The sequence below is a fragment of the Streptomyces sp. NPDC102490 genome (assembly GCF_044765285.1).
Classification (GTDB): Bacteria; Actinomycetota; Actinomycetes; order Streptomycetales; family Streptomycetaceae; genus Streptomyces.
In genome coordinates, this window is the sequence record NZ_JBIWJU010000015.1 from 62319 (window position 1) to 88967 (window position 26649).

The following is a 26649-nucleotide window of genomic DNA, read 5'->3' on the forward strand; positions in this document are numbered from 1 at the left end:
AACAGGCCGAGAGCGGAGTACTCTCGACAGTACCGAGGGCATTTCGCACACCGGCTTCCACGCCGGGTCGTTCTCGGCGAGAGATGAACCCCGGGCCGTCGCAGAGACGGCCCGGAGACGGGTCCGCACCATGTCGGCGACCTTGCACCCCACCCTGCCGCCCCCCGAGCCCGTCGCCACCCCGGCCGCGCGTCTCGCCCTGAAGAGCGACGGCGCCTCCCCTGGCCTCCTGGACGGCGCCTGGTGGCCCCGCTCCCGGGATCTGCTGAGTGAACTGCCCGCGCTGACCGACGTGTTGGAGCCTTCGTGGGGCCGCATCACGCGCGTCGCCGTCAACCCGAAGTACTGGCCGGTCATCCCGCGCCAGGTTCCCGTGGACGGCCACATCGTCAAGGTCGGCTGGTTCACCCCGGAAATCGACCCGCACAAGCTACTGCTGCTCTCCTACCGCACCGGCCGCTGGGACCTGCTGATCATCCCGCCCGAAACCGGAGCGGAGTCGGCGGCCCGGCTGATGGCTGCCGCGTCCCACCACGACGGACCGCCCCTGACCGCGAGCGCGCTCATCGCCGCGGACGGGGCCCGGCACGGCGTCGCCACGACCTAACTGATCGTTTCAGAATGATGTCCGTAGCGGGTGCGGAGGCGTTTGAACCGGTGCAGCAGGGCGAAGGCGCGCTCGACCACCCGGCGCACCTTGCCCGATCCGGAACCGCGGGTGACGCAGGACGGTCGACTCGCCGCCGCCGGCGCCAGCGGAGATCAGTACCTGCGGGATGTCGTGGACCCGGCCGACGGAGATCTACTTCTTGCCGGGCTTGACGCCGCTCAGCGGCGCGGACCGCGCGCCCGGTGTCAAATCTGTGGAATGCGAGGTGGCGTGCCGCGCGGTGCACTACGGTCTCGGATGTCGAACACGGTGACGAACGGGGACGGTTGGATGTTGGCGGAGGGGCTGGCCGCGCTGGCCGCGGCCGGAGGCGCGGCGATCGTCCAGGCGGCCGGGACCAGCGCCTGGCAAGGCTTGCAACAGTCGGTCGCGCAGTGGTTCGCCCGGGGCGACGGGGAGCGTGAGCGCGTCGAGCTGGAACGGCTCGACCGTAGTGCGGTCGCGCTGGAAACCGCCCAGGACGACGAACGGGTCGGCGTGCGCAGCGGCCAGCAAGGCGCCTGGCAGGCCCGCTTCGAGCAGACGCTGGAGAACCTGAGCGACTCTGAGCGCGAGGAGGCTGCCGAGATCCTGCGTGCCCTGCTGCGGACGCACACCCCGGCGAACGGAGCGGAGGCGCCCGCCGACGGCCCGACGATCCACGGCAACGTGGACATCCGGGCCGATCACGGTTCCGCGGCAGCGGTGCAGATGCGTGACGTCACCATCGGAACCCCTCCGCAGCCGGGTCCGCAGCAGGGCTGAGCGGGCTCGGAGGCGGTCAGGCCCCCCACGTCACGGCAGACACGGTCATCTCGGCCACCACGGGCGGTCTCGCGGTCGGGCACGCCGACAACATCACGTACTACGCCTCCGCGCCGGAGTCTGGGGATGGTCACCGCGCCACGCGAACGGGCGGCCCCGATCACCGGCTCGACTCGTACCTGCGAGCCGTCCGGTCGGCAGCCGATCAACTTCCGCACCCCGGGCTGGCGCCGGAGCTCGACGCCCCCTCACTGGCCGATGTCTACGTGCCGCGGCGCACCAGGGCCCGGGCCACGCGGGTTCCCGCGGCCGCCGAACACGTCTTCACCGGCGACGACCCGATCCGGGTCCTGCTGGCCGGGCCGGGCCACGGCAAGTCGACGCTACTGCGGCAGCACCTGCTGTCCACCTCCCGGCACCTGCTGACGACGGAGGCCGACCCCGCCTCCTCAGCACTCGCCGTCCCAGTGCTGATTCGAGCCGGCGACCTGGTCGGTGCGCCCCTGCTGGCGCCCGCCCTGGCGCACGCGGTGACCGAGGAGTACGGTCCCTTCGGCCTGCGCGAGGCGTTGACCGAGGACTTCTTCCGCCGCCCTCCGCGTCTCGGCGCGCGTTGGATGGTGATGGTCGACGGCCTGGACGAGGTGCCCGACCGGACGGCCCGGCTGTCCCTTCTCGACCGCCTCACCCGCGAAGCCGGGCAGACGGACACCCCTTACCGGTTCCTCGTCGCGACCCGCCCCCTGCCCGGCGGCGAACTCGACCGGCTGCCCCGCGCCGCCGACCACTTCACGCTGGAGCCCTTCACGGACGACGACGTGCGCACCTACGCGCACAAACGTCTGCATGCTCTGCCCGATGCCGACCGCCACGTCCGGACCTTCCTGAACGGTGTCCGCCGGACCCGGCTGGAGGAACTGGCCCGCATCCCACTGATGACCGCCATGCTGTGCCATCTGTACGAGGCCGACACCGATCGCCCCCTGCCCGACGGCCGGGCCGGAGTCTTCCGGTCGTTCGTCGAACTGCTCTATGAGGAGAACGTCCACAAGGGCGTCAGCGACCTGCACGACCGTGCTATCCAGACCCTGGCCGGCCGCTATCAGATCCCGGCCGACCGCCGCACCGTCGAGAAGGCCGCGGAGCGCGCCCGGGAACACCTGCCGGTCCTCATCGATCACTTGGCCCACGAAAGGATCAGCGGGAACCGGGCTCCGGCCACCGAGATCCTCACCGCGCACCCGCACGCCCGACGACCGGACGAGGTCAAAGCACCGCTGTGGGACGCACTGTTGGCCTCGCTGCTGCGCTCCTGCGGCCTGTTGGCCGGCCAGGGCGGCGACGTCGAGTTCCTGCACCGCACGCTCCTGGAGTACCACGCCGCACGCCACGCCACCCGCGACCCTGAGGCCCGCGCACTGCTCTTCGATCGGCTCTTCCCCGGACAGCGGCTGCGCGACAGACTGCGCCGGGCAACTGGGCGTACGTCAGGCATCGAGCCCCTGGATCCGCTGGACCTCGAACCGTCCTACCTGGGATTCCTTCTCGACGCACTGCTGAATTCGGAGGGGCACCTGGCAACGGCCACGCTGCGGGCCATGGAGAGCCTGTTCGGATCCGCCGAGATCATCGGATACCACCTGCTCAAGGCACAACTCCAGCTCGGCAGCAGCATCCCGCGGCCGAAGGCAGCACAGTGGCTGACCGCGTTCGGGAACAGCCCCGCCGTGGACGACCAGAGACGGGTGGAGGCCGCATGGGACCTCGCTGAGCTGGAGGGCCACCTCGACGACGGTGCGCGGTTGCTGGCCCGTCTCGCCGCTGACCGCGCGCTGGATCCGGACCCACGCAGTTGGGCCGCCGAGATCCTCTCCGGGCTTGAGGGCTACGAGTCGGCCGGGGCCACGCTGCTCCTCCAGTTCATAGACGATCCGGCACCGTCCCTCGACAGCATTCTCATCGCCATCCGGGCGCTGGCCCGGATCGAGGGCCATGGCTCCCTCGGAGTGCAGTTGCTCACCGAGTGCGCCATGGACCCAGGGACCGAGGACCACCTCCGCTGCATGGCGGCCGACTTCCTCACCGAGCTGGACGAGCACCGCGAGTCCGGTGCCGCGCTGCTGCTCGACCTCGCACAGTACGGCTCGGTCACCGCTGCCGGGTACCTCTCCGAGATGGACGAGCCGGACCGGGAGGACGGAGTGGGCCTGCTCACCGCGTTCGCGGGGGACAGCGCCACGCAGCCGAATGACCGGGCACGGGCTGCCGAGGCACTGGCCCGGGCCGGCTACCAAGATCGCGCCGCCCGCCTGCTCACCGAACTGGCCCGGGAGACGCTGCCCGGAAGCCACTCTCAGCTGGCGGCCGTCGAGAGGCTGGCCGAGTTGGACGCGGAAGCCGCCGCGGAACTGATCCTTCCCGTCGTGACCGGCCGCAGCAGCCACCCGTCCAACCGGCTGCGCGCGCTCCGACTCCTGGCCCGCTCCACCACCCACCAGGGCGAGGCAGCTCGACAGCTCGCAGGCATCGCGGCCGACACGACTGCGGAGGAGAGCGACCGCGTGGACGCCGCTGCGGAGCTGGCCCGGCTGGACGGCCACCGCGAGGAAGCGTTCGGCGTACTCCTCGGCATCGCCCGGGACGGCGGCGCCCCCGTATGGGACCGGATTACCGCGGCCTCCGAACTGGCCGAGCGCAGAGAAGAACGCTCGGCCGAACTCCTCTCGACCTTCGCCGCTGATCCCACGGCTCCCCGGGACGCAAGAGCCATGGCTGCGCGCTCTCTGGCCATGCTGGACGGCCACCGCGCCACGGGCTTGCGGCTCCTGGCCGCGTTGGCCAACGACCCTCGGGCCGGCAAGGCGGATCGGACCAACGCCGCGACCTCGCTGGCCACTCTCGACCTGCAGCGGATCCGTCGATGACATGTGTCCGGCTGATCGGCAAGGAACGGCGCAGCGGCACCCTCGTCCCCCCACCATGGCGCCGCCCGGGACGCGCTGGTGCCGATCAGCGATGGTGGGCGCGCGGGGTGCAGTCCCCTAACTGATCGTTTCGATCAGTAAGACCCACTGGGTGCCCGTGTGGGGCGTGGCGGGCGACGACGCGGCCCCGCCGCCGCCCGGGACCTCGAAGCGCATGCGTGCGCCGGCGAGCGGGACGACGTTCGCCCATGGCGCCGCCCCTGCCCGACGTGAGGTGCCGGTGACCGGGGGAGGGACAGTCAGCGGAACAGGCGGAAGAACCCGCGCACCTGATCGACCAGCGATTCCGGCTGCTCCAGCGCGGCGAAGTGGCCACCGCGCGGCAGTTCCTCGAACCAGCGCAGGTCGGTGAACCGCAGCTCGGCCTCCCGCCTCGACGGGCGGGTGATGTCGCGCGGGTAGACCGACAGGCCGGACGGCGCGGTCACCTGGTCCCGGAAGTTGGCGAAGCTCTCCCAGTACAGGCGTGCCGACGACGTGGCCGACGCGGTGAACCAATAGACCGAGATCTCGTCGAGGATCGTCTGCCGGGACAACGCGTCCTCGGGATGGCCGTCGTTGTCCGTCCACGCCCAGAACTTCTCGGCGATCCAGGCGGCCTGCCCCGCGGGGGAGTCGGTGAGGCCGTAGCCGAGCGTCTGCGGCCGGGTGGCCTGGATCGCCGAGTACCCCCGGCCGGTGCGCCGCATCTCCTTCTCGGCCTCCAGGTTGGCCAGCTCCGCGGGTGTCGGGTCGTCGAACGTGCCCGCCGCCACCGACCCCAGGTTCAGGTGCACGCCGGCGACCCGCTCGGGCGCCACCTCGCCCAGCGCCGCGGACACCGCCGAACCCCAGTCACCGCCCTGCGCGCCGTACCGTTCGTACCCCAGCGAGACCATCAACGTGTCCCAGGCGCGCGCGGTGCGCGTGACGCCCCACCCGGTCGTCGACGGCTTGTCGCTCCAGCCGTACCCGGGCAGCGACGGCGCGACCACGTGGAAGGCGTCCGCCGGGTCACCGCCGTGCGCGCGCGGGTCGGTCAGGGGGCCGAGGACCTCCAGGAACTCGAGCACCGAACCCGGCCACCCGTGCGTGAGGACGAGCGGGAACGCGTCCGGCTCCGGCGAGCGGACGTGCAGGAAGTGGATGCCCAGCCCGTTGATCGTGTCCCGGTACTGCGGGAACACGTTCAGCCGCTCGGCGAACCCGAAGTCGTAGTCCTCGGCCCAGCTGCGGCAGAGCTCCTGCGCATACGCCAGCGGCAGACCCTGTGACCAGTCGTCCACCGGCTCGCGCTCGGGCCACCGGGTCCGTCGCAGTCGTTCCCGCAGGTCCGCGATCTCGGCTTCGGTGATACCGACCTCGAACGGCTCGGCGGACATGGCAAGGCTCCTTACTGGTCAAGGCGTGGTCGGATCAGACGCGGGTGGACCCTCGTCGCGGGCTCCCCCGCGTGGCGTCGGGTTCGGGGTGGCGGTCGGCGGCGGCAGGGCCCCGGGTCAGGCCGACGAGGAGTCCGGCCAGGGGGAGTGCCGCGAGCACGGCGAGGGCCACCGGCACCGGCACGATGCCGGACAAACCAGCGACGGTGGCCGGACCGATCCCGCCCCCCAGGGCGTTCATGAAGTTGAGCAGCCCCTGTGCGGTGTCGCGGTCGTCCGCGGCGACCAGGTCCGGCGCGAGGCCCACCAGTACGGCTTGGGCGCCGGCGAACCCGCACACGGTCAATGCCGTGCCGGCCACGACGAGGAGCGGCCCGGTGGAGATCGCGACCACGAGCACGCCGACGACGGTGAGCGCCGCAAGCCCTGCCGACACCTGCCAGCCGGTCAACCGGTCGGTCAAGCTGCCGACCAGCCGCCCGGCCGGCACCGAGCAGGCGGCGGCCGGAACCAGGAGCACGCCGGCGTGCAGGGGACCGCCGCCCGTGGCCCGTTCGATCAGGGACGGGGCGCGGTACAGCACTCCGTAGTAGCCGGCGAAGACCGTCCCGCCGATGAGCCCGGCCGCCAGGAAGCCGCGGGACGCGATCACCCGCCGAGGCACGAACCCGTCGGGCGTGCCGCGCACGCGCCACCACAGTCCCACGGCGGCGAGCGCCCCGGCGGCGGCCACGGCGAGCGTGACCGGAGCGGGCAGGCCGACCGTGTGCGCTTGCAGCAACGTGATCAAGGAGCCGGCGAGTACCGACAGCACGGCCGCGCCGACGACGTCGAGTCGCCCGGTCGAGCCGTTCCGCCCGCCGCCACCGCTCCGGGTCAGCGCGCGCCTGCTCGGCCACGCGACCAGCAGGAGCGGCAGGGCGAGGACCGGGATCGCGAGCACGGCACGCCACCCGAGCCACGCGGTCACCGCCCCGCCCAACAGGGTCCCGCACCCCGACGCCGTCGCGCTGGCGGCCGCGACGATGCCCAGGGCGCGGACCCGTTGCCGCCGGGGAAGGGCGGTGGCCGCGGCGAAGACGGCGATCACGGTCGCGCCCGCCCCGGCGCCGCCGATCAGCCGGCCGACGATCACGACGGACAGTGTCGGCCCGGCGCCGGCGAGCGCGGAGCCCGCGGCGAGTGCCACGACCCCGGCGACGAGGACCCGGAAGGGGCTCCAGCGGACCAGCAGCCGGCCCGCGACCGGCATCGCGAGCGCGGAGGTCAGCGACCACGCGGCGAGGATCCACGCGGTGGCCCCGAACGGCACCCCGAGTGCGCGGCCGATGGCCGGCAGGGCCACCGACGGCGCTCCCAGTGCCACGTACATCGGCAGCACCAGCATCCCCAGCGTCAGCCCCAGCCGACGCCCGTCCGAGGTGTCGGTCCGCTCCGGTGCCGGGGTCCTTCCAGACGGCATCATCTGCGGCGTCGCCCCCTGTCGGTCGGCTATGCTGTGACACGTCAAATGCCCTTTGGGTGTAACTTACGGAGCGGTGAGGTGATACGTCAAATGCAGGATGCGTGTTACGACCCATCCGTGGTCCAGGCGGCCGTCGACCTGGCCAACACCTTGAGGCCGATCAAGGGAGAGGACGCGCTGGAGACCGTGGAGCAGCTCCGGGACTTCCTCGACGGCCACCCCGAGGTTGAGCCTCCGGCGTCGGCCGCGACCCACGGGCAGCAAGGGACCGGTCCGCGGCAGCTCACCCGCGCCGACCTGGCGGAAGTCCGCGCGTTGCGCGAGACGGTGCGTGAGGTGCTCGAACGGGCGGACGCGGACGCGGACGCGGTCGGAGCCGCGGCTCTGATCAACGACGGTCTGCGTCGCAGCCGCGCCCTCCCGGTACTGCGCCACGAGGGCGACCGCTGGTGGACCGAGGTGGCCTCGGACAGCGACCGCCGCTCGGCGCACCTTGCCGCGACCATGCTCAGCGCACTGGCCTGCGTGATCGCCACGCTCGGTCCCGCTCGTCTCGGCGTATGTGCCGGGCCGACCTGCCGGGCCACGTTCGTGGACCTCTCGCGCAACGGCTCGAAGCAGTACTGCACCCGGACCTGCGCCCACCGGGCCAGCGTCGCGGCCTACCGGAGTCGGCGCAGCCCGCGTTGAGCGTCGGCACCCGGTCCCGCCGGGCCGGGCCCTGCCAGGTCGGCGGCGCGCTGGCGCAGGGCGCGCACCAGTGACGCGGTCGGTGCCGTGGCCCGGTCCGGCAGCGACACCAGGTCGATGCGCCGTACCTCCTCGGCGACGCCCGTGACGTCGACGAAGGCCACGCCGCGCGGGACGACGGGCAGCAGCGCCGGTGAGGCCGTGGTGATGCCCGCGCCCGCCGCCACCAGGTGGAGCTTGGTCAGCCAGTCGCGGGCGGTGTGGGCGATCCGGGGCCGGCCGGGCAGCCCCGGCCAGACGCCGAGCAGCGGGTCGCCCGTCCCGCCGGGGCCGGCGATCCAGGATGCGGAGGCGATGTCCTCGACGTCGGCGGTGCCGCGGTCGGCGAAGCGGCTGTCCGCCGGGACCGCCAGCGCCAGGCGGGTTTCCAGCAGGGGTTCGACGTGCAGGGGCGGGGTGTCCGTGTCGGGCGAGCGGTGCGGGGGTCGGGAGGTCAGCAGCGCGAGGTCGAGGGTGCCGCTGCGCAGCGCCCGCACCAGCGCGGGAGTGCTGCCCTCCCGCGTCGTCACCCGCACCCGGGAGTTTTCCCGGCGCAGCGCCGTCAGCGCGTCGGCCACGATCACCGCTCCCGCTGCGGGGAAGTATCCCAGCCGGACCCGGCTGGTGGCGTCCCGGACGCCGCGCAGTTCCCGGTCGGCCGCCTCCAGCGCGTCCAGGGCGGCCACCGCGTGGCGCAGCAGGGCGCGGCCCTGGCCGGTCGGCCGTACGCCGCCGGGGAAACGGTCGAAGAGCCGGGCGCCCGCCGCCTGTTCCAGCGCGGCCACCTGCCGGGAGACCGCCGACTGCGTGTACCCGAGGCTGTGCGCGGCCGCCGTGAAGGTGCCCCGCTCCGCCACCTCGCGCAGCATCCGCAGCCCGACCAGCGTCACATCGGCCATACCCATGAGGACGCAGCATACCCAGCATGCCGAACATTCGTTGTCGGAATGGCCCGCGGCCTCCTAGCGTCGACGTCATGCCTCTGATCAGCATCTCCCTGCGCAAGGGAACCACGACCGAGTACCGTCGTCTCGTCTCCGAAGCACTCCACGCGTCCATGGTCGACGTCCTGAAGATCCCGCAAGACGACCAGTTCCACGTCTTCCACGAGGTCACGGACGACAACTTCGTCATGCAGCCGGTGGTGTTCGGCATACCGCGCAGCCGGCGCACCCTGTTCATCCAGCTGTCCTTCAACCGGCGCAGCGCCGAACAGAAGGCGGAACTTTTCCGGACGATCGTCGACAACCTCCGGCTGCGCGCGGGCGTCCCCGAGGAGGACGTCATGCTGGTGGCCTTCGAGACCGCACGGGAGAACTGGTGGGCCGCCGGCCGCGTCGTCGATCCCGCCACCGGCTACGACGAGCGCATGACCGACGTGCCCGACGTGCCCGCCGACCCGGGCCGGTAGGTCGCCGCGTCGGGTTGTCGTCAGGAACGTGCGCCGCCGGGCGCCTGCGCCACTGCGCCCGGCGGCGCCGTGCTCTGCCGTACGACGAGATGGGTCGCCAGCTCGATGCGCCGCCCGGCCCGGCCGGGACCGTCCGGGCGGAACAGCATGCGGGTGGCCTCCTCGGCCATGTGCCGCAGCGGCTGGTGGACGGTGGTCAGCGGCGGGCTCGACCACTGGGCCAGCGGCACGTCGTCGTAACCGACGACCGAGAGGTCCTGAGGGACCCTCAGACCGCTGACGCGGGCGGCCTCCAGCACGCCGAGCGCCTGGAGGTCGCTGCCCGCGAAGATCGCCGTCGGCCGCCCGGGACCGGCGAGCAGGTCCATGCCGTGCTCGAAGCCGCTCTCCATGCTGTAGTCGCCGTAGCGGACGAGGGCCGGGTCGACCGGCAGGCCCGCCATGGTCATCGCCGAGCGGTAGCCGTCGAGCCGGGCCAGGGAGCACAGCATGTCCTCGAACCCGGTGACGATCGCGACGCGTTCGTGCCCGTGGTCGGTGAGGTGGCGGGTCGCCGCGAGCCCTCCGGCCCAGTTGGCGGAGCCGACGGACGGGACGTCCGGGTCGGGGTCGCCGGCCGGGTCGACGATGACGAAGGGGATGTCCCAGGACCTGAGCCGGTGCTTGACCTCCGCGGGGAGCGAGGAGAAGACCAGGACGACACCCAGCGGCCTGCGCCCGAGCACGCCGTCGATCCAGTCCGGCGCGGGCGCGTGCCGGGTGCCGCTGCGGGTGAGCACGACCTCGGTCCGATGGGCCTTGGCGACGTCCTCCACGCCCCGGACCAGCTCCATCGCCCAGACGCTGTCCAGCTCGTGGAAGACGAGTTCGACCAGCGGTGAGCGCGGTGGGCCGGCGGTGCGGCGGCGGTAGCCGTGCAGTTCGAGGAGCCGCTCCACCCGAGCGCGGGTGGCACTGGAGACATCCGAACGACCGTTGAGGACCTTCGAAACTGTCGGAGGCGAGACCCCCGCCTCTTTCGCCACCTCGGCCAGGGTCACCCTGGCGCTCACCTCAACGTCCTCGTGCATGCAGGAAGGATAGGCCATGCGGTCGATAACGTTTTGAGACGGCAGCCGCACGGCCATTGACCAGAAATCCGGTCTCACTTTACTGTCCGACCCAGCATGGACTTTCGGTGATGGTGCCGAAACTTTCGAAAGGCGAACGATGAAGACACGTGCGCGCTTGCCCAGACTGGTCGCCACCGGTGCGACGCTCGCCCTGGCGCTGAGCCTGTCGGCCTGCGGTGACGGGGACGGCGGGGCGTCGTCGGACGACGGCAAGATCCATGTCCTGGTCTACGGGGACGCCAGCAACAAGGTCGAACAGAGAATCGTCGACACCTTCAACAAGACGTCCGACGTCAAGGCGGTGCTCGACACCATCCCCGGTGCCGACTACCAGACGAAGCTCCAGACGATCATCAACACCCCGCAGGCCCCGGACGTCTTCTTCAACTGGGGCGGCGGCAGCATCAAGCCGTTCGTCAAGGCGGACCTGCTGCTGCCGCTCGACGACTTCATCAAGAACAACCCGGACCTGGAGAAGAAGTTCCTGCCGTCCGTCTTCGACAGCGCCGTCGTCGACGGCAAGCCGTACGGCGTCCCGATGCGCGGCACCCAGCCGGTCCTGCTGTTCCACAACAAGAAGGTCCTCGACGACGCGGGCGTCCAGCCGCCGAAGACCTGGGACGAGCTGCTCGCCGCGGTGGACAAGCTCAAGGACGCGGGCGTCACCCCGATCGCGCTCGGCGGCGGCGACATCTGGCCCACCCAGATGTGGTTCCAGTACCTCTACGACCGCATAGCCGGTCCGGAGCTGTTCGCCAAGGCCGTCGGCGGCGACAAGAGCGCCTGGGAGAGCGCGGACAGCAAGAAGGCGCTGGACATGATCAAGGAGCTGGTCGACACCGGCGCCTTCGGCAAGAACTACGACTCCGTCAAGTACACCAACGGCGGTTCGGTCCAGCTCGTGGCCTCCGGCAAGGCCGGCTTCGAGCTGATGGGCTCCTGGTACTACTCCCAGCAGCTCACGGACCACAAGGAGTTCGCCGAGAAGGATCTCGGCTACTCCGCCTTCCCGAGCGTCGAGGGCGGCAAGGGCGACCCGGCCGACGTGGCCGGCAACACCAACAACTACTACTCGGTGATGAAGAAGACCAAGCACCCCGAGGCGGTCGCCGAGTTCCTGAAGCTCATGTACTCCGACGAGTTCGTCAAGGCGCAGCTGGACATCGGCAACCTGCCGACCACGACCAACACCGACAAGTTCATCGACAGCTCGGGCACCCCCGAGTACTCGCGCTTCCAGTACGACCTCGTGTCCAAGGCCCCGTCCTTCCAGCTGTCCTGGGACCAGGCGTACCCGCAGAAGGCCAGCTCGGACCTGCACAAGGCCATCCAGCAGTTCTTCAACGGACAGCTCGACACGGACGGCTTCATCAAGGCCATGCAGGCCCTCCCGACCGAGTGACGAACGGCTGATGACCACACACCTCACGAGCGCTCGGCCCGCCGCCGGAGTCCGCAAGGAGTCCCGGCGGCGGCCGCCCGCCCCGTCCGCGACGACGGTGGGCCGCCCCGGCTTCGGCTGGGCGGTGCCCGCCGCACTGTTCTTCTTCCTCTTCGCGATCGTCCCGCTGATCATGGTGGCGGTGCTGTCCTTCATGACCTGGGACGGCATCAGCTCGCCCGAGTTCGTCGGCACGGACAACTGGTCGCGCCTCATCGACGACCCGGTCATGCTCAAGAGCATCTGGCTGACCCTGCTGCTGACCGCGCTCGGCGTGGTCCTCCAGACCCCGCTGAGCATCCTGCTCGGCGTCTGGGCCGCAGGACACCAGCGCAACCGCGCCGTCCTGTCCGTCATCTACTTCATCCCGCTGCTGCTGTCCGCGACGGCCGTGTCCGTGCTGTGGCGGGCGCTGCTCGACCCGAACTTCGGCATCCCGGCCGAGGCGACCTGGCTCTTCGGCGACGGCAACCTGTTCGGTGAGCAGTCCACCGCCATCGGGGTGCTGGCCTTCGTCAGCACCTGGCAGTTCACCCCGTTCCACACGCTGATCTACCAGGGCGCCGCCCGCGCCATCCCGCCGGTGCTCTACCAGGCGGCGGAGATCGACGGGGCGGGCCGCTACCGGCAGTTCTTCCACATCACCCTGCCGCAGCTGCGCACCTCCATGATCACCTCGATGATCCTGATGATCGTCGGCGGTCTGACCACGTTCGAGACGGTCCTGATCCTGACCCAGGGCGGCCCCGGCACCGACACCACCATCAGCGCCTACTACATGTACGACAAGGCGTTCAAGAGCTTCGACTACGGCATCGGCTCCGCGATCGCCCTGGCCCTGGTCGTGGCGGCCACGATCATCTCGCTGATCGTCGTCCGGGTCTCCGGCTACGACAAGATGCGCAGCTCCATGGAGGGTGTGTCATGAGGCGCCGACCCAACTACGTGGCCGGCGTCGGCTCGCTCGTCTGGCTCGTCCTGGTCGGACTCCCGCTGTACGTGATGCTCGCCGCGACCCTGCGCACCCGCCAGGACTACGCCGAGAACGGCCCGGTCTCGCTCCCGGACAGCTTCACGCTGGACAACTTCACCGGCGCCTTCGACTCGGGCTTCGGCCAGTACTTCCTCAACACGCTCGTCGTCACCGCCTGCGTGATCGGCATCGTGCTGCTGCTGGTCCCGCCGCTGTCCTACGCCATCGTCCGCAGCCGCGGCCGGGCCACCTCGGCGATCTTCCGGCTGTTCCTGCTCGGCCTCGCCATCCCGGCCCAGGCCGTGATCGTGCCGATGTTCTACCTGATCAGCGAGGCCGGGCTGTACGACAACCTGCTGGGCGTCATCCTGCCCACGGCCGCGTTCTGCCTGCCGATGTCCGCGCTCATCCTCAGCGGCGCGATGCGTGACATCTCCCCGGAGCTGTACGAGGCCATGGCGATGGACGGCGCCAGCCCGCGGCGCATGTTCTTCCAGCTCGTCGTGCCGCTGTCCCGCGGGGGACTGTCCACGATCGTGGTGTTCTCCGCGCTCCAGGCGTGGAACGGCTTCCTGTTCCCGCTCGTGCTGACCCAGTCCGAGTCCACCAAGGTGGTCACCCTGGGGCTGTACAACTTCCAGACCGCGCACGGCATCGACATCCCCGGTCTGCTGGGAGCCGTGGTGCTGTCCATGGTGCCCATCCTGCTCGTCTACCTGTTCGCCCGTCGTGCCCTGGTCCAGGGGCTGATGGGTGTCGGAGGAAAGTGACTGCCGACGTGGCCGTAGAGACCACCCCCGAAATCCCCCTCTGGAACGACCCCACCCACCCCGTCACCGCCAGAGTCGACGCGCTCGTCGCCGCGATGACCCTCGAGGAGAAGATCGCCCAGCTGTACGGCGTGTGGGTCGGCGCCTCCGACCAGGGCGGCGAAGTCGCCCCGCACCAGCACGACATGGAGGAGCCCGTCGACCTCGACGCGCTCGTGCCCGCCGGCCTCGGCCAGCTGACCCGCCCCTTCGGCACCGTCCCCGTCGACCCCGCGCTCGGCGCGCTCTCCCTCATGCGCACCCAGGCCCGCATCACCTCGGCCAACCGCTTCGGCCTGCCCGCCGTGGCGCACGAGGAGTGCCTGGCCGGCTTCGCCGCCTGGGGCGCCACGGCCTACCCCGTCCCGCTGTCCTGGGGTGCCACCTTCGACCCGGACGCGGTGCGCCGGATGGCCGCCGCCATCGGCCGCGACCTGCGCTCCGTCGGCATCCACCAGGGCCTCGCCCCCGTCCTCGACGTGGTCCGCGACGCCCGCTGGGGCCGGGTGGAGGAGACCATCGGAGAGGACCCCTACCTCGTCGGCACCATCGGCACCGCGTACGTGCGGGGCCTGGAGTCGGCCGGGATCGTCGCCACCCTCAAGCACTTCGTCGGCTACTCCGCCTCCCGCGCCGGCCGCAACCTCGCCCCCTCCTCGGTGGGCCCCCGCGAACGGGCCGACGTGCTGCTGCCGCCGTTCGAGATGGCCGTCCGCGAGGGCGGCACCCGCTCCGTCATGCACGCCTACACCGACATCGACGGCGTGCCGGCCGCGGCCGACGAGACGCTGCTGACCGGACTGCTGCGCGACACCTGGGGCTTCGAAGGGACCGTCGTCGCCGACTACTTCGGCATCGCCTTCCTCAAGACCCTGCACGGCGTCGCCGCCGACTGGGCCGACGCCGCGGGCGCCGCGCTGGGGGCGGGCGTCGACGTCGAACTGCCCACCGTCAAGACGTTCGGCGCCCCGCTCGTCACGGCGGTCACCGAGGGCCGGGTCCCCGAGGCGCTCATCGACCGGGCGCTGCGCCGCGTCCTCGGCCAGAAGGCGGAGCTGGGGCTGCTCGACCCGGACTGGAGCCCGGTCCCGCCCGCGCTCGACGGGGTGGACCTCGCGGACCCGGAGGCGCTGCGCGGCAGCATCGACCTGGACCGGCCCGAGAACCGGGAACTGGCCCGCGAGATCGCCGAGAAGGCGGTCGTGCTGCTCACCAACGACGGCACCCTGCCGCTGGCCCGGCCCCGCCGCATCGCCCTGGTCGGCCCCAACGCCACCGAGGCGACCGCCGTGCTCGGCTGCTACTCCTTCCCGCGGCACGTCGGAGTGCAGCACCCCCAGGTGCCGGTCGGCATCGACCTGCCCACCCTGCACGACACGCTGACCGCCGAGTTCCCCGACGCGGACATCACCGTCGTCCGCGGCACCGGCGTCGACGACGGCGACCTGTCCGGCATCGGCGCGGCGGCGGACGCGGCCCGCGCGGCGGACGTCGTCGTCGCCGTCCTCGGCGACCGCGCGGGCCTGTTCGGCCGCGGCACCAGCGGCGAGGGCTGCGACGCCGAGTCCCTCACGCTGCCCGGCGCCCAGCAGCAGCTCCTCGACGCGCTGCTCGACGCCGGCACCCCGGTGGTCACGGTCCTGCTCGCCGGACGGCCCTACGCGCTGGGCCGCGCCGTCGCGGAGTCCGCCGCGATCGTGCAGTCGTTCTTCCCCGGCGAGGAGGGCACCGCGGCGATCGCCGGTGTGCTGAGCGGGCGCACCAGCCCCTCGGGGAGGCTGCCGGTCAGCGTGCCCGCCGGAGCGGGTGCCCAGCCCACCACCTACCTGGGGGCGCGGCTCGCCCACGCCAGCGAGGTGTCCAACATCGACCCGACACCGGCCTTCGGCTTCGGGCACGGCCTCACGTACACCACGTTCGCCTGGAGCGACCTCGTGGCGCACACCGGGGAAGCACCGACCGACGGGGCGTTCTCGCTGGAACTGACCGTCCGCAACACCGGCGAGCGGCACGGCACCGAGGTGGTGCAGCTCTACCTGCACGACCCGGTCGCCTCCGTCGTCCAGCCGGTGCAGCGCCTCGTCGGCTACACGCGGGTGCCGCTGGCCCCCGGCGAGGCGCGCAGGGTGCGCGTCGAGGTCCCGGCCGACCTCGCCTCCTTCACCGGCCGCGCCGGCCACCGCCTCGTCGAACCGGGCGACCTGGAGCTGCGGTTCGCCGCGTCCAGCACCGAGCCGCGGCTGACGGCGACGGTGACGCTCACCGGACCGGAGCGGCGGGTCGACCACACGCGGCGGCTGCACGCGGTGTTCACACAGGAGGCCGTCGGCGGCGCCTGAGCCGCCGGCACCGGACGAGCGGTGGTCCCGGGCCCGGCCCCGGCACCACCGCTCGCCGCGCGGCTCAGCGCACGATGTCGAAGACGTTCTTCTGGATGCCGTTGGCGTAGACCTCGTGCTCGACAAGCCGCAGCCTCTGGGCGTCCTTGTCGGTGTCGCTGAACAGCCGCTTGCCCGCACCGAGGAGCAGCGGGAAGACCAGCAGGTGGTAGCGGTCGATCAGGCCGGCGTCCGACAGGCTCCGGTTCAGGGCGGCGCTGCCGTGGACGATGATCGGGCCGCCCTCGGTCTCCTTCAGCGCGGCGACCTCGTCGAGCGAGCGCAGGATCGTCGTCTCGCCCCAGTTGGTCACCAGGTCGTCCTCGGTGAGGGTGGTGGAGACGACGTACTTCGGCATCGTCCGGTACTCGGGGAACTCCGCCATGTCGGGCCACACCGGGCTGAACGCCTCGTAGCTGGCCCGGCCGAGGAGTAGCGCCGTGGCCTCGCCCTGCTCCCGGCCCTTGATCTCGTACGCCTCGGGGAGGAAGTCCACGAGCTTGAAGGTCCACCCGGAGTTCCGGTAGCCGGGCTCGCCGCCCGGGGCCTCCATGACACCGTCGAGCGAGACGAAGGCGGTGCTGATCAGAGTACGCATGCGGGGTTCCTCAACGTTTCGGGTCCGGTCCGTGCACCCCTACGACCCGGGGCGGGGGAGAAACTCATCGGTCGCCGGTCCTGGGCGGGTGACCGGGCGGGCCCGCAGCGCGTCGACGGCGTGCAGGGCCACGTGCAGCTCGGTGCGCTGCTCGCCGGACTCCAGGTCGTGCCCGAGCAGCCGCTCGATGGTGCGCAGCCGTTGGTAGACGGTCTCCCGGGACAGACCCGCGCAGCGGGCGGCCACCGTCTTGTTGCCCGCGGCGTCCAGATAGCCGCGCAGGGCCGCCACGAGGTCGGTGCCGTGCCGGGCGTCGTGGTCGAGCAGCGGGCCCAGCCGCCGTTCCGCGTACTCCTGGACGCGCGGGTCGTCGCGCAGCGCGTACAGCAGGCGACGCAGCCCGATGTCGGACCGCTCGTGGAAGGAACGGCCGGACGGGAGGGCCCGGCCGGGTTCGGTGGCCTCGGCCACCCGGGCCGCCTCGCGGAACGAGCGCGCCACGTCGGCGAGGTCCTCTGCGGGCGCGCCCGCGCTCACCGTCGCGCCCGGGACCGCGTCCAGGACGATGCGGCTCAGCCGCTCGACGGCCTCGCGCCACGGCCGGGACGGGCGCAGCGCCAGCAGGACGCCCAGCCGGGTGGGGTACAGGAGCCCGACGAGGGCCCGCGCCCCCGTCGCGGTCAGCTCCTCGCAGAGCCGGGTCTCGGCCGCCCCGCCGTCCCGCTCGGACGGCAGGTCCGCGAGGACGGCGACGAACAGCGCGTCCTGCGCGGGCAGTCCCAGGGCCGCCACGCGGGCCCGCGCGTCCGCGACGGAGCGGTGCCGCCGCTCGACCAGGTCGCGCAGGGCGTTGCGGTGGGCGGTGCGCTCCCAGGGCGTGGGGTGGGTGAGCCGGGCGATGGTGAGCGCCATCGCGGTCCGCTCCAGCACCGTGACGTCCTCGGGCCCGAAGGACCGGCCGGGGGGCGCGGCGGGGAGCATGACCACCCGGCCCCACCGCTCGCCCCGGTACTCCACCGGGGCCGCCAGCCAGCCCTCGGGACCGGACACCCCCGCGCGGTCCGTGGCCGGCGTGGTGCGTGAGCGCCGTTCCCAGTCCGCGAGCGCGGCCCGGGCCGTAGTTCCGGAGGGCTCGCAGACCAGCGCCAGGTGGACCAGGTTCTCCAGCACGACCGTACGGCCGCTCATCTCCGCCGCGGCGCGCAGCACCTCCTCGGGGCCGGCGCCGCGCAGGGTCAGCGCGGTGAACGCCTCGTGGACGCGCTGGGTCCGGTGGATCGCGTCCGCCTGGTGGCCGACGATCAGGGTGTGGACGACCTGGGTGACCTCCAGGAAGTTGACGTCCCTGGCGAGCGTGACGAGCGGCAGCCCGTGCGCCCGGCAGGCCCGGACCAGGGCGTCGGGCGGCCGGTGATAGCGGCGTACCAGCTCGATGACGAGGGCGGCGGCACCGACGGCGGCGAGTTCGTCCACGTAGCGGCGGACCCCGGCGGGGTCGTCGGGCAGGGGCATGCCGGTGGTGAGGACGAGTTCGCCGCCCTTCAGGAAGGAGGCGGGGTCCGTCAGTTCGGTGACATGGACCCAGCGGACCGGACGGTCGAGGTGCTCCGCACCGGTCACCACCCGCGGATCACCGCGGGCCAGCACCGGCAGGGCCAGCACATCGGCCACGGTGGGCGACCGGCCCGCCGGGCCCGGCTGCCGGTTCTCCCTCACGGTGCCTCCCTGTGCACCCAGATTACGCCGAACGCCTGACACATCGTCCGGACACGCTGCCCCGGCCGGACAGATCACGCGTTGCCGTGCCCGGCGGGGCGGGAAGGCTCCCGGGACCGCAGAAGACCGACGAACAGGCCGGGAGACGAGCATGACCGCACTGTCGCCGCACCTTCGCCAGGCCACCCCCGTGGTGGCGGTCCGGGGCGAGGGCGTCCACCTCGAGGGCGAGGACGGCCGCCGCTATCTGGACTTCACCGCCGGCATCGGCGTCACCAGCACCGGCCACTGCCACCCCAGGGTCGTGGCCGCCGCCCAGGAGCAGGTCGCCACCCTGGTCCACGGCCAGTACACGACCGTCATGCACCCGCCGCTGCGGCGCCTGGTCGACAAGCTCGGCGAGGTGCTGCCCCCGGCCCTGGACAGTCTGTTCTTCACCAACTCGGGCAGCGAGGCGGTCGAGGCGGCGCTGCGCCTGGCCCGCCAGGCCACCGGACGGCCCAACGTGCTGGTCTGCCACGGCGGCTTCCACGGCCGCACGGTGGCCGCCGCCTCCATGACCACCTCCGGCACCCGCTTCCGGGCCGGGTTCTCGCCGCTGATGAGCGGCGTGGTCGTCACCCCGTTCCCGACGGCCTTCCGCTACGGCTGGGACGAGGAGACGGCCACCCGCTTCGCCCTCAAGGAGCTGGACTACACCCTCCAGACGATCTCCTCGCCCGCCGACACCGCCGCCGTGATCGTCGAACCGGTCCTCGGCGAGGGCGGGTACGTCCCCGCGAACCGCGCCTTCGTCCAGGGCCTGCGCGAGCGCGCCGACCGGCACGGCTTCCTGCTGATCCTCGACGAGGTGCAGACCGGCGTGGGCCGCACCGGCCGGTTCTGGGGCCACGAGCACTTCGGCGTCACCCCCGACATCCTCGTCACCGCCAAGGGACTGGCCAGCGGCTTCCCGCTGTCAGGCATCGCCGCCCCCGAGGAGCTGATGCGCAAGGCATGGGCCGGCTCGCAGGGCGGGACGTACGGCGCCAACGCGGTCGCCTGCGCCGCGGCCTGCGCCACGCTGGACGTCGTCCGCGACGAGAAGCTCGTGGAGAACGCCGGGGCGATGGGCGCCCGGCTCCGCCACGGCCTGGAGGCGGTGGCCTCCCGGACCCCGGCCATCGGCGACGTACGGGGCATGGGACTGATGCTGGCCAGCGAATTCGTCACCGAGGACGGCGAGCCGGACCCCGAGACCGCCGCCCGGGTGCAGCGGGCCGCCGTCGACGAAGGACTGCTCCTGCTGCTGTGCGGGGCCTGGAACCAGGTGGTCCGGATGATCCCGGCCCTGGTGATCGACGAGACCGCCGTGGACGAGGGGCTCCGTGCGTGGGCCGCCGCCGTCCAGGCCGGGACGTCGGGAGAGGCGCGATGACGACGGCCACCGCGCACCACCGCACGAGCCGCCCCCAGCGCGCGACCCGCCCCGCATGCCCGACCCGCCCCGTACGCGCGACGCACTGGTGACCAGGAGGGACCCCATGACCGACACCCCCACGCAGCTGTTCCTCGGCGGTGCCTGGGTGGACGCCGCGGACGGCGCCGTCATGCCCGTAGACGACCCCGCGACCGGCGAGATCCTCGCCCACGTCGCCGACGCGGGCCCGGAGGACGCCCGGCTCGCCGAGGAGGCGGCGGTCCGGGCGCAGCAGGAGTGGGCCCGGACGGCGCCGAGGGCGCGCAGCGAGATCCTGCGCCGCGCCCACGAGATCGTCCTGGAGCGCACGGACGAACTGGCCCGCCTGATGACCTCCGAGATGGGCAAGCCGCTGGCCGAGGCCCGGGGCGAAGTCGCCTATGCCGCGGAGTTCTTCCGCTGGTTCTCCGAGGAGGCCGTCCGGATCGACGGCGGGCATGGGGTCCTGCCCGACGGACGCCACCGCATGCTGCTCTCCCGGCGCCCGGTCGGCCCCTGCCTGCTGATCACCCCGTGGAACTTCCCGCTCGCCATGGGCGCCCGCAAGATCGGCCCCGCGGTCGCGGCCGGCTGCACGATGGTGCTCAAACCGGCCCCGCAGACCCCGCTCTCCGGCCTCGCGCTCGCCGCGATCCTCAAGGAGGCGGGACTGCCGGACGGGGTGCTGAACGTCGTCACCACCTCCAGGGCGGGGGAGGTGTGCGAGCCGCTGCTGCGCGGTGGACGCATCCGCAAGCTGTCCTTCACCGGTTCGACGGCCGTCGGCCGGCTGCTCCTGGCCCAGTGCGCGGACACCGTGGTGCGGACCTCGATGGAGCTGGGCGGCAACGCGCCGTTCGTGGTCTTCGACGACGCGGACCTGGACGCCGCCGTGGACGGCGCGATGGTCGCCAAGATGCGCAACATGGGCGAGGCCTGCACCGCGGCCAACCGCTTCTTCGTGCACCGCTCGGTGGCGCGGGAGTTCGCCGACCGGCTCGCCCGGCGGATGGGGGCGCTCGTCGTGGGCCCCGGGACCGACGACGGCGTGGACGTCGGCCCGCTCATCGACGCCGCGGGGCGCGCCAAGGTGGAGGAGCTGGTCGCCGACGCGGTGGAGCGCGGTGCCCGGGTGCTGGTCGGCGGCCGCACGCCCGAGGGACCCGGCTGTTTCTACCCGCCCACGGTGCTGACCGACGTCGCGCCGGACAGCCGCCTGATGGGCACGGAGATCTTCGGCCCCGTCGCGGCGATCCTCGCCTTCGACGAGGAGGACGAGGTGGTCCGCCGCGCCAACGACACCCCGTGGGGCCTCGTCGGCTACGTCTTCACCGAAGGCCTGGACCGCGCCCTGCGGGTCAGCGAGCGCCTGGAGGTCGGCATGGTCGGGCTCAACACCGGCCTGGTCTCCAACCCGGCCGCCCCCTTCGGCGGCGTCAAGCAGTCGGGCCTCGGCAGGGAGGGCGGCCGGGTCGGGATCGAGGAGTTCCTGGAGTACCAGTACGTGGCGCTGCCGGCGGGGTGACGCAGACGACGCCGGACGAGGCTTTGCATGGTCATGCGTAATCATGCATACTCTTCCTATGTCCAAGGTCCTCACCTCCCTCCCCACCGGCGAGCGCGTCGGTATCGCCTTCTCGGGCGGCCTCGACACCTCGGTCGCGGTCGCGTGGATGCGTGACAAGGGCGCCGTCCCCTGCACGTACACCGCCGACATCGGCCAGTACGACGAGCCCGACATCGCCTCGGTGCCCGACCGCGCGAAGACGTACGGCGCCGAGGTCGCGCGCCTGGTCGACTGCCGCGCGGCGCTGGTCGAGGAGGGGCTGGCCGCGCTCACCTGCGGGGCGTTCCACATCCGCTCGGGCGGGCGTGCCTACTTCAACACCACGCCGCTGGGCCGTGCCGTCACGGGCACCCTCCTCGTACGGGCGATGCTCGAGGACGACGTCCAGATCTGGGGCGACGGCTCCACGTTCAAGGGCAACGACATCGAGCGGTTCTACCGGTACGGCCTGCTCGCCAACCCGCAGCTCAGGATCTACAAGCCGTGGCTCGACGCGGACTTCGTGACCGAGCTGGGCGGCCGCAAGGAGATGTCGGAGTGGCTGGTCGCCCACGACCTGCCCTACCGGGACTCCACGGAGAAGGCGTACTCCACCGACGCCAACATCTGGGGCGCCACCCACGAGGCCAAGACCCTCGAGCACCTCGACACCGGCGTCGAGACCGTCGAGCCCATCATGGGCGTGCGGTTCTGGGACCCGTCGGTCGAGATCGCGCCCGAGGACGTGACCATCGGCTTCGACCAGGGCCGCCCGGTGACGATCAACGGCAAGGAGTTCGCCTCCGCCGTCGACCTGGTCATGGAGGCCAACGCCATCGGCGGCCGGCACGGCCTGGGCATGTCCGACCAGATCGAGAACCGGATCATCGAGGCCAAGAGCCGCGGCATCTACGAGGCGCCCGGCATGGCCCTGCTGCACGCCGCCTACGAGCGCCTGGTCAACGCCATCCACAACGAGGACACCCTCGCCCAGTACCACACCGAGGGCCGGCGGCTCGGCCGGCTGATGTACGAGGGCCGCTGGCTGGACCCGCAGTCGCTGATGATCCGCGAGTCGCTCCAGCGCTGGGTCGGCTCGGCGGTCACCGGCGAGGTCACCCTCAGGCTGCGGCGCGGCGAGGACTACTCGATCCTCGACACCACGGGCCCGGCGTTCAGCTACCACCCGGACAAGCTGTCCATGGAGCGCACCGAGGACTCCGCGTTCGGCCCGGTGGACCGGATCGGCCAGCTGACCATGCGCAACCTGGACATCGCCGACTCCCGCGCCAAGCTGGAGCAGTACGCCGGGCTCGGCCTCATCGGCACCGCCAACCCGGCCATCGGGGCGGCCCAGGCCGCGGCGACCGGGCTGATCGGCGCCATGCCGGAGGGCGGCGCGCAGGCCATCGCCTCCCGCGGCGAGGTCTCCGCCGAGGACGAGCTGCTGGACCGCGCCGCGATGGAGTCCGGCACGGACTGACCTCTGCGTCCCCGCGGCGGGGACCACGCACCGGCGAGGGCCGGCTCGACGCCTGAGGGCGCCGGGCCGGCCCTCGCGTTGTGTCACGCCAATTGCTGCACCTCGTGCATGACTTGCGCTCCTTGCGAGCTTCCAGCAGCCCGTCCGCCCTTCGCCGGTCCTCTGTTGCCAGTTCACGCGCCGCGCAAGAGCGTCGCAAGCAACGCAAGCCGTTTACGTGTCAATTCCCGCCTCTACCGCGACCGTTGACAAACAGGTGACGCGCTAGAAATCTGATGACGCACTTTCCGCAAAGAATCGACTGTCCTGCTCAATTGGCGCGCAGAGTCGGTGCTTCCCCCAACCGCCGGACCGTCGCGCCCTCCCCGACTCCCCACGGAACAGAGGACCCCATGAGACGGAGATCTCTCGGCCGGCGGACGCTCACGGGCGCCGCCGTCGCCGGGCTGATGACGGTCGGGCTGCTGCCACTTCCCCTCGCCGCCCCCGCGCAGGCGGCGTCGGCGCCGGTGACGGCCGCCGCCGACGTCAATCTGGCCCTCGGGCGCCCCGCCAGGGCGGGCGGCTCGCACGGCGCCTACCCGGCCGGCAACGCCACCGACGGACAGCAGGCCACCTACTGGGAGGGACCGGCCGGTTCCTTCCCGCAGTGGTTGCAGGTCGACCTCGGCACCGCCCGCGAGGTGGACCGGGTGGTGCTCAAACTGCCCGCCGCCTGGGAGAGCCGGACCCAGACGCTCTCCCTGCGGGGCAGCACCGACGGCTCCACCTTCCACAGCCTCGACGCCTCGGACACACGGGCGTTCGGCCCGGCCCAGGCGGGCACCGTCGCCATCGACCTCGACTCACCCTCCGCGGCCCGCTACGTCCGCGTCGACATCACCGGCAACACCGGCTGGAACGCCGCGCAACTGGCCGAGGTCGAGGTGTACGGCGACGACGTCGACACCGGCCCGCCGCCCACCGGCACCAACCTCGCCCGCAACAAACCGGCCGAGGCCACCTCCACGACCCAGAACTACGTCGCCGCCCACGCCACCGACGACTCCACCGCCACGTACTGGGAGGCCGCCGGCCACCCGGCCGACCTCACCGTCAAGCTCGGCGCGGACGCCGACGTCAGCGGTGTCGTGGTCAAGCTCAATCCGGACCCGGTGTGGTCCGCCCGCACCCAGAGCATCCAGGTGCTCGGACGGGCCGAGGGCAAGAGCGACTTCACCTCGCTGCGCGACCGCGCCGACTACGCCTTCAGCCCGGCGCAGGGCAACGCGGTGACCATCCCGGTCGGCGGCCGGGTCTCCGACGTACGGCTCCGGTTCTTCGCCAACACCGGCGCCCCCGGCGGCCAGGTCGCCGAGTTCCAGGTCCTCGGCAGCGCCGCACCCGCGCCCGACCTCACGGTCACCGGCCTCGACTGGTCGCCCGCCGCGCCCAACGAGCGCGACGAGGTCACCGTGAACGCCACGGTCCGCAACGCCGGCACCGCGGCCTCGGCCGCGACCACCACCGAGGTCACCGTCGAAGGCCGGGCGGCCGGCAGCGCCGCGGTCCCCGCGCTCGACCCCGGCGAGTCCGCGGAGGTGGCCGTCGCCACCGGCACTCACGCGGCCGGCAGTTACGCGGTCGCCGCCGTGGCCGACCCGCGTGACACCGTCGCCGAACTGGACGACACCAACAACAGCCGCTCCGCCGCCGACCGCCTCGTCGTCGACCGGGCGCCCGGACCCGACCTCGAGGTGCGCTCCCTCACCACCAACCCGGCCAACCCGGCGGTGGGCGCCGAGGTCTCCTTCACCGTCGCCGTGCACAACCGCGGCACCAGCGCCGCCGAGGCGGGCACCGTGACCCGGGTCCAGGCCGGCTCCACCACCCTGGACGGCACCACCGGGCAGGTCGCGGCGGGCGCCACGGTGAACGTCCCGGTCAGCGGCACCTGGAAGGCGACCGGCGGCGGCGTCACGCTCACCGCCACGGCCGACGCCACCGCCCGGGTCGCCGAGACCAACGAGAACAACAACGTGCTCGCCAAGTCCCTCGTCGTCGGACGCGGCGCCGCCCTGCCGTACACCGAGTACGAGGCGGAGGACGGCCGGTACGACGGCACCCTGCTCACCACCGACGCCAAGCGGACCTTCGGCCACACCGACTTCGACACCGAGTCCTCGGGCCGCGCGTCCGTCCGGCTCGACTCGACCGGCGAGTACGTCGAGTTCACCTCCACCACACCCACCAACTCCGTCGTGGTGCGCAACTCCATCCCCGACGCCCCCGGCGGCGGCGGAACCGAGGCCACCCTCAGCCTCTACGCCGACGGCCGGTTCGTGCAGAAGCTCACCCTGTCGTCCAGGCACAGCTGGCTCTACGGCAGCACCGACGACCCCGAGGGCCTCACCAACCGGCCCGGCGGCGACGCCCGGCGCCTCTTCGACGAGTCCCACGCGCTCCTGGACCGGACCTTCCCGCAGGGCACCGAGTTCCGCCTCCAGCGCGACGCGGGCGACTCGGCCGCCTTCTACGTCATCGACCTGATCGACCTGGAACAGGTCGCGCCCGCCAAGGCCAAGCCCGCCGAGTGCACCTCCATCACCGAGTACGGAGCCGTCCCCGGCGACGGACTCGACGACACCGACGCCATCCAGCGCGCCGTCACCGACGACCAGAACGGCAGGATCGACTGCGTGTGGATCCCCGCCGGGCAGTGGCGCCAGGAACAGAAGATCCTCACCGACGACCCGCTCAACCGCGGCCAGTACAACCAGGTCGGCATCAGCAACGTCACCATCCGCGGCGCCGGCATGTGGCACTCCCAGCTCTCCACCCTGACCCCGCCGCACGAGGCCGGCGGCATCAACCACCCGCACGAGGGCAACTTCGGCTTCGACATCGACGGCAACACCCGGATCTCCGACCTCGCCATCTTCGGCTCCGGCACCATCCGCGGCGGCGACGGCAACGCGGAGGGCGGCGTCGGGCTCAACGGCCGCTTCGGCAAGGACACCAAGATCAGCAACGTGTGGATCGAGCACGCCAACGTCGGTGTCTGGGTCGGCCGCGACTACTCGAACATCCCCGAGCTGTGGGGCCCCGGCGACGGCCTGGAGTTCACGGGCATGCGCATCCGGGACACCTACGCCGACGGCATCAACTTCTCCAACGGCACCCGCAACTCCACCGTCTACGACTCATCCTTCCGCACCACCGGTGACGACTCGCTCGCGGTCTGGGCCAACAAGTACGTGAAGGACACGTCCGTGGACATCGGCCACGACAACCACTTCCGCAACAACACGATCCAGCTGCCGTGGCGGGCCAACGGCATCGCGGTGTACGGCGGTTACGGCAACACCGTCGAGAACAACGTCGTCTCCGACACCATGAACTACCCCGGCATCATGCTCGCCACCGACCACGACCCGCTGCCCTTCTCCGGGCAGACCCTCATCGCGGGCAACGCCCTGCACCGCACCGGCGGCGCGTTCTGGGGCGAGGCGCAGGAGTTCGGCGCCATCACCCTCTTCGCCCAGGGCCAGGACATCCCGGGCGTGACCATCCGGGACACCGAGATCCTCGACTCGACCTACGACGGCATCCAGTTCAAGACGGGAGGCGGCGCCATGCCGGACGTGAAGATCCAGAACGTCCGCATCGACAAGTCGAACAACGGCGCCGGCATCCTCGCGATGAGCGGCGCCCGCGGCAGCGCGACCCTGACCGACGTCACGATCACCAACTCGGCGAAGGGAGACATACGGATCGAACCCGGCTCCCAGTTCAAGATCAACCAGTAGGCC

The 26649-nt window shown here is 72.1% G+C and carries 18 protein-coding genes and 2 pseudogenes; 13 read left to right on the forward strand and 7 right to left on the reverse strand.

Going from position 1 to position 26649, the window contains the following annotated elements; translation table 11 throughout:
* Window positions 1-130 precede the first annotated feature (130 nt).
* Window positions 131-604: pseudogene (locus tag ACIRGB_RS30840) on the forward strand (DUF5994 family protein); the annotation flags it as partial.
* A gap of 11 nt (window positions 605-615) precedes the next feature.
* Here ACIRGB_RS30840 and ACIRGB_RS30845 read toward each other — a convergent pair.
* A pseudogene (locus ACIRGB_RS30845) lies at window positions 616-723 on the reverse strand (IS5/IS1182 family transposase); the annotation flags it as partial.
* 184 nt (window positions 724-907) lie between these two features.
* Here ACIRGB_RS30845 and ACIRGB_RS30850 point away from each other — a divergent pair.
* Both ACIRGB_RS30850 and ACIRGB_RS30855 read left to right on the forward strand, forming a co-directional pair.
* Window positions 908-1414, forward strand: a complete 507-nt coding sequence (locus tag ACIRGB_RS30850) for a hypothetical protein (protein ID WP_403871923.1) — start codon at window positions 908-910, stop codon at window positions 1412-1414.
* A 266-nt stretch (window positions 1415-1680) separates the two neighbouring features.
* Window positions 1681-4338 (forward strand): NACHT domain-containing protein, encoded by a 2658-nt coding sequence (locus ACIRGB_RS30855; RefSeq protein ID WP_403871925.1) that lies wholly within the window; start codon window positions 1681-1683, stop codon window positions 4336-4338.
* A gap of 299 nt (window positions 4339-4637) precedes the next feature.
* Here ACIRGB_RS30855 and ACIRGB_RS30860 read toward each other — a convergent pair whose 3' ends face one another.
* The gene (locus ACIRGB_RS30860) at window positions 4638-5759 is read right to left on the reverse strand and encodes an epoxide hydrolase family protein (protein ID WP_403871927.1); all 1122 of its coding nucleotides are present in this window, start codon (window positions 5757-5759) and stop codon (window positions 4638-4640) included.
* 34 nt (window positions 5760-5793) lie between these two features.
* The gene (locus ACIRGB_RS30865) at window positions 5794-7224 is read right to left on the reverse strand and encodes an MFS transporter (RefSeq protein ID WP_403871929.1); all 1431 of its coding nucleotides are present in this window, start codon (window positions 7222-7224) and stop codon (window positions 5794-5796) included.
* Between the two features lie 90 nt (window positions 7225-7314).
* Between ACIRGB_RS30865 and ACIRGB_RS30870 the strand changes: the two genes are divergently transcribed.
* A complete protein-coding gene (locus ACIRGB_RS30870; protein WP_403871931.1) occupies window positions 7315-7914 on the forward strand; it encodes a CGNR zinc finger domain-containing protein in 600 nt (199 codons plus the stop codon).
* Here ACIRGB_RS30870 and ACIRGB_RS30875 read toward each other — a convergent pair.
* Window positions 7887-8858, reverse strand: a complete 972-nt coding sequence (locus tag ACIRGB_RS30875) for a LysR family transcriptional regulator (protein ID WP_403871933.1) — start codon at window positions 8856-8858, stop codon at window positions 7887-7889. The two genes, ACIRGB_RS30870 and ACIRGB_RS30875, sit on opposite strands and share 28 nt — an antisense overlap.
* A gap of 71 nt (window positions 8859-8929) precedes the next feature.
* On the opposite strand from ACIRGB_RS30875, the gene ACIRGB_RS30880 reads away from it, so the two are divergent.
* On the forward strand, window positions 8930-9364 hold the full coding sequence (locus ACIRGB_RS30880; protein ID WP_403871934.1) for a tautomerase family protein: 435 nt from the start codon (window positions 8930-8932) through the stop codon (window positions 9362-9364).
* A gap of 20 nt (window positions 9365-9384) precedes the next feature.
* On the opposite strand, the gene ACIRGB_RS30885 is transcribed toward ACIRGB_RS30880, so the two are convergent.
* Window positions 9385-10434 (reverse strand): LacI family DNA-binding transcriptional regulator, encoded by a 1050-nt coding sequence (locus ACIRGB_RS30885; RefSeq protein WP_403871936.1) that lies wholly within the window; start codon window positions 10432-10434, stop codon window positions 9385-9387.
* A 139-nt stretch (window positions 10435-10573) separates the two neighbouring features.
* Here ACIRGB_RS30885 and ACIRGB_RS30890 point away from each other — a divergent pair, with 139 nt between their 5' ends.
* From ACIRGB_RS30890 to ACIRGB_RS30905, 4 genes are read left to right on the forward strand one after another with little or no spacing between them, the layout of a single operon-like run.
* Window positions 10574-11878: an ABC transporter substrate-binding protein gene (locus ACIRGB_RS30890; protein WP_403871938.1), complete on the forward strand. Its 1305-nt coding sequence runs from the start codon at window positions 10574-10576 to the stop codon at window positions 11876-11878.
* Window positions 11879-11888: 10 nt separating this feature from the next.
* Window positions 11889-12845: a carbohydrate ABC transporter permease gene (locus ACIRGB_RS30895; RefSeq protein WP_403871940.1), complete on the forward strand. Its 957-nt coding sequence runs from the start codon at window positions 11889-11891 to the stop codon at window positions 12843-12845.
* On the forward strand, window positions 12842-13660 hold the full coding sequence (locus ACIRGB_RS30900; RefSeq protein WP_403871942.1) for a carbohydrate ABC transporter permease: 819 nt from the start codon (window positions 12842-12844) through the stop codon (window positions 13658-13660). The genes ACIRGB_RS30895 and ACIRGB_RS30900 overlap by 4 nt, the downstream gene beginning before the upstream one ends.
* Window positions 13657-16038: a beta-glucosidase gene (locus ACIRGB_RS30905; RefSeq protein ID WP_403871944.1), complete on the forward strand. Its 2382-nt coding sequence runs from the start codon at window positions 13657-13659 to the stop codon at window positions 16036-16038. The genes ACIRGB_RS30900 and ACIRGB_RS30905 overlap by 4 nt, the downstream gene beginning before the upstream one ends.
* Window positions 16039-16102: 64 nt before the next feature.
* On the opposite strand, the gene ACIRGB_RS30910 is transcribed toward ACIRGB_RS30905, so the two are convergent.
* Together ACIRGB_RS30910 and ACIRGB_RS30915 are read right to left on the reverse strand one after the other, a co-directional pair.
* Window positions 16103-16675 (reverse strand): dihydrofolate reductase family protein, encoded by a 573-nt coding sequence (locus ACIRGB_RS30910; RefSeq protein WP_403871946.1) that lies wholly within the window; start codon window positions 16673-16675, stop codon window positions 16103-16105.
* 39 nt (window positions 16676-16714) lie between these two features.
* Complete coding sequence (locus ACIRGB_RS30915; protein WP_403871948.1) at window positions 16715-18391, reverse strand: PucR family transcriptional regulator; 1677 nt, start codon at window positions 18389-18391, stop codon at window positions 16715-16717.
* Between the two features lie 151 nt (window positions 18392-18542).
* On the opposite strand from ACIRGB_RS30915, the gene ACIRGB_RS30920 reads away from it, so the two are divergent.
* The 4 genes from ACIRGB_RS30920 (at window position 18543) to ACIRGB_RS30935 (ending at window position 26646) form a co-directional block, all read left to right on the forward strand.
* Window positions 18543-19808, forward strand: a complete 1266-nt coding sequence (locus tag ACIRGB_RS30920) for an aspartate aminotransferase family protein (RefSeq protein WP_403871949.1) — start codon at window positions 18543-18545, stop codon at window positions 19806-19808.
* Window positions 19809-19914: 106 nt separating this feature from the next.
* Window positions 19915-21354: an NAD-dependent succinate-semialdehyde dehydrogenase gene (locus ACIRGB_RS30925; RefSeq protein WP_403871951.1), complete on the forward strand. Its 1440-nt coding sequence runs from the start codon at window positions 19915-19917 to the stop codon at window positions 21352-21354.
* 58 nt (window positions 21355-21412) lie between these two features.
* On the forward strand, window positions 21413-22858 hold the full coding sequence (argG, locus tag ACIRGB_RS30930; RefSeq protein ID WP_403871953.1) for an argininosuccinate synthase: 1446 nt from the start codon (window positions 21413-21415) through the stop codon (window positions 22856-22858).
* Window positions 22859-23250: 392 nt separating this feature from the next.
* Entirely contained in the window at window positions 23251-26646 is a 3396-nt protein-coding gene (locus ACIRGB_RS30935) for a CARDB domain-containing protein (protein ID WP_403871955.1), read from the forward strand.
* Window positions 26647-26649 lie beyond the last annotated feature (3 nt).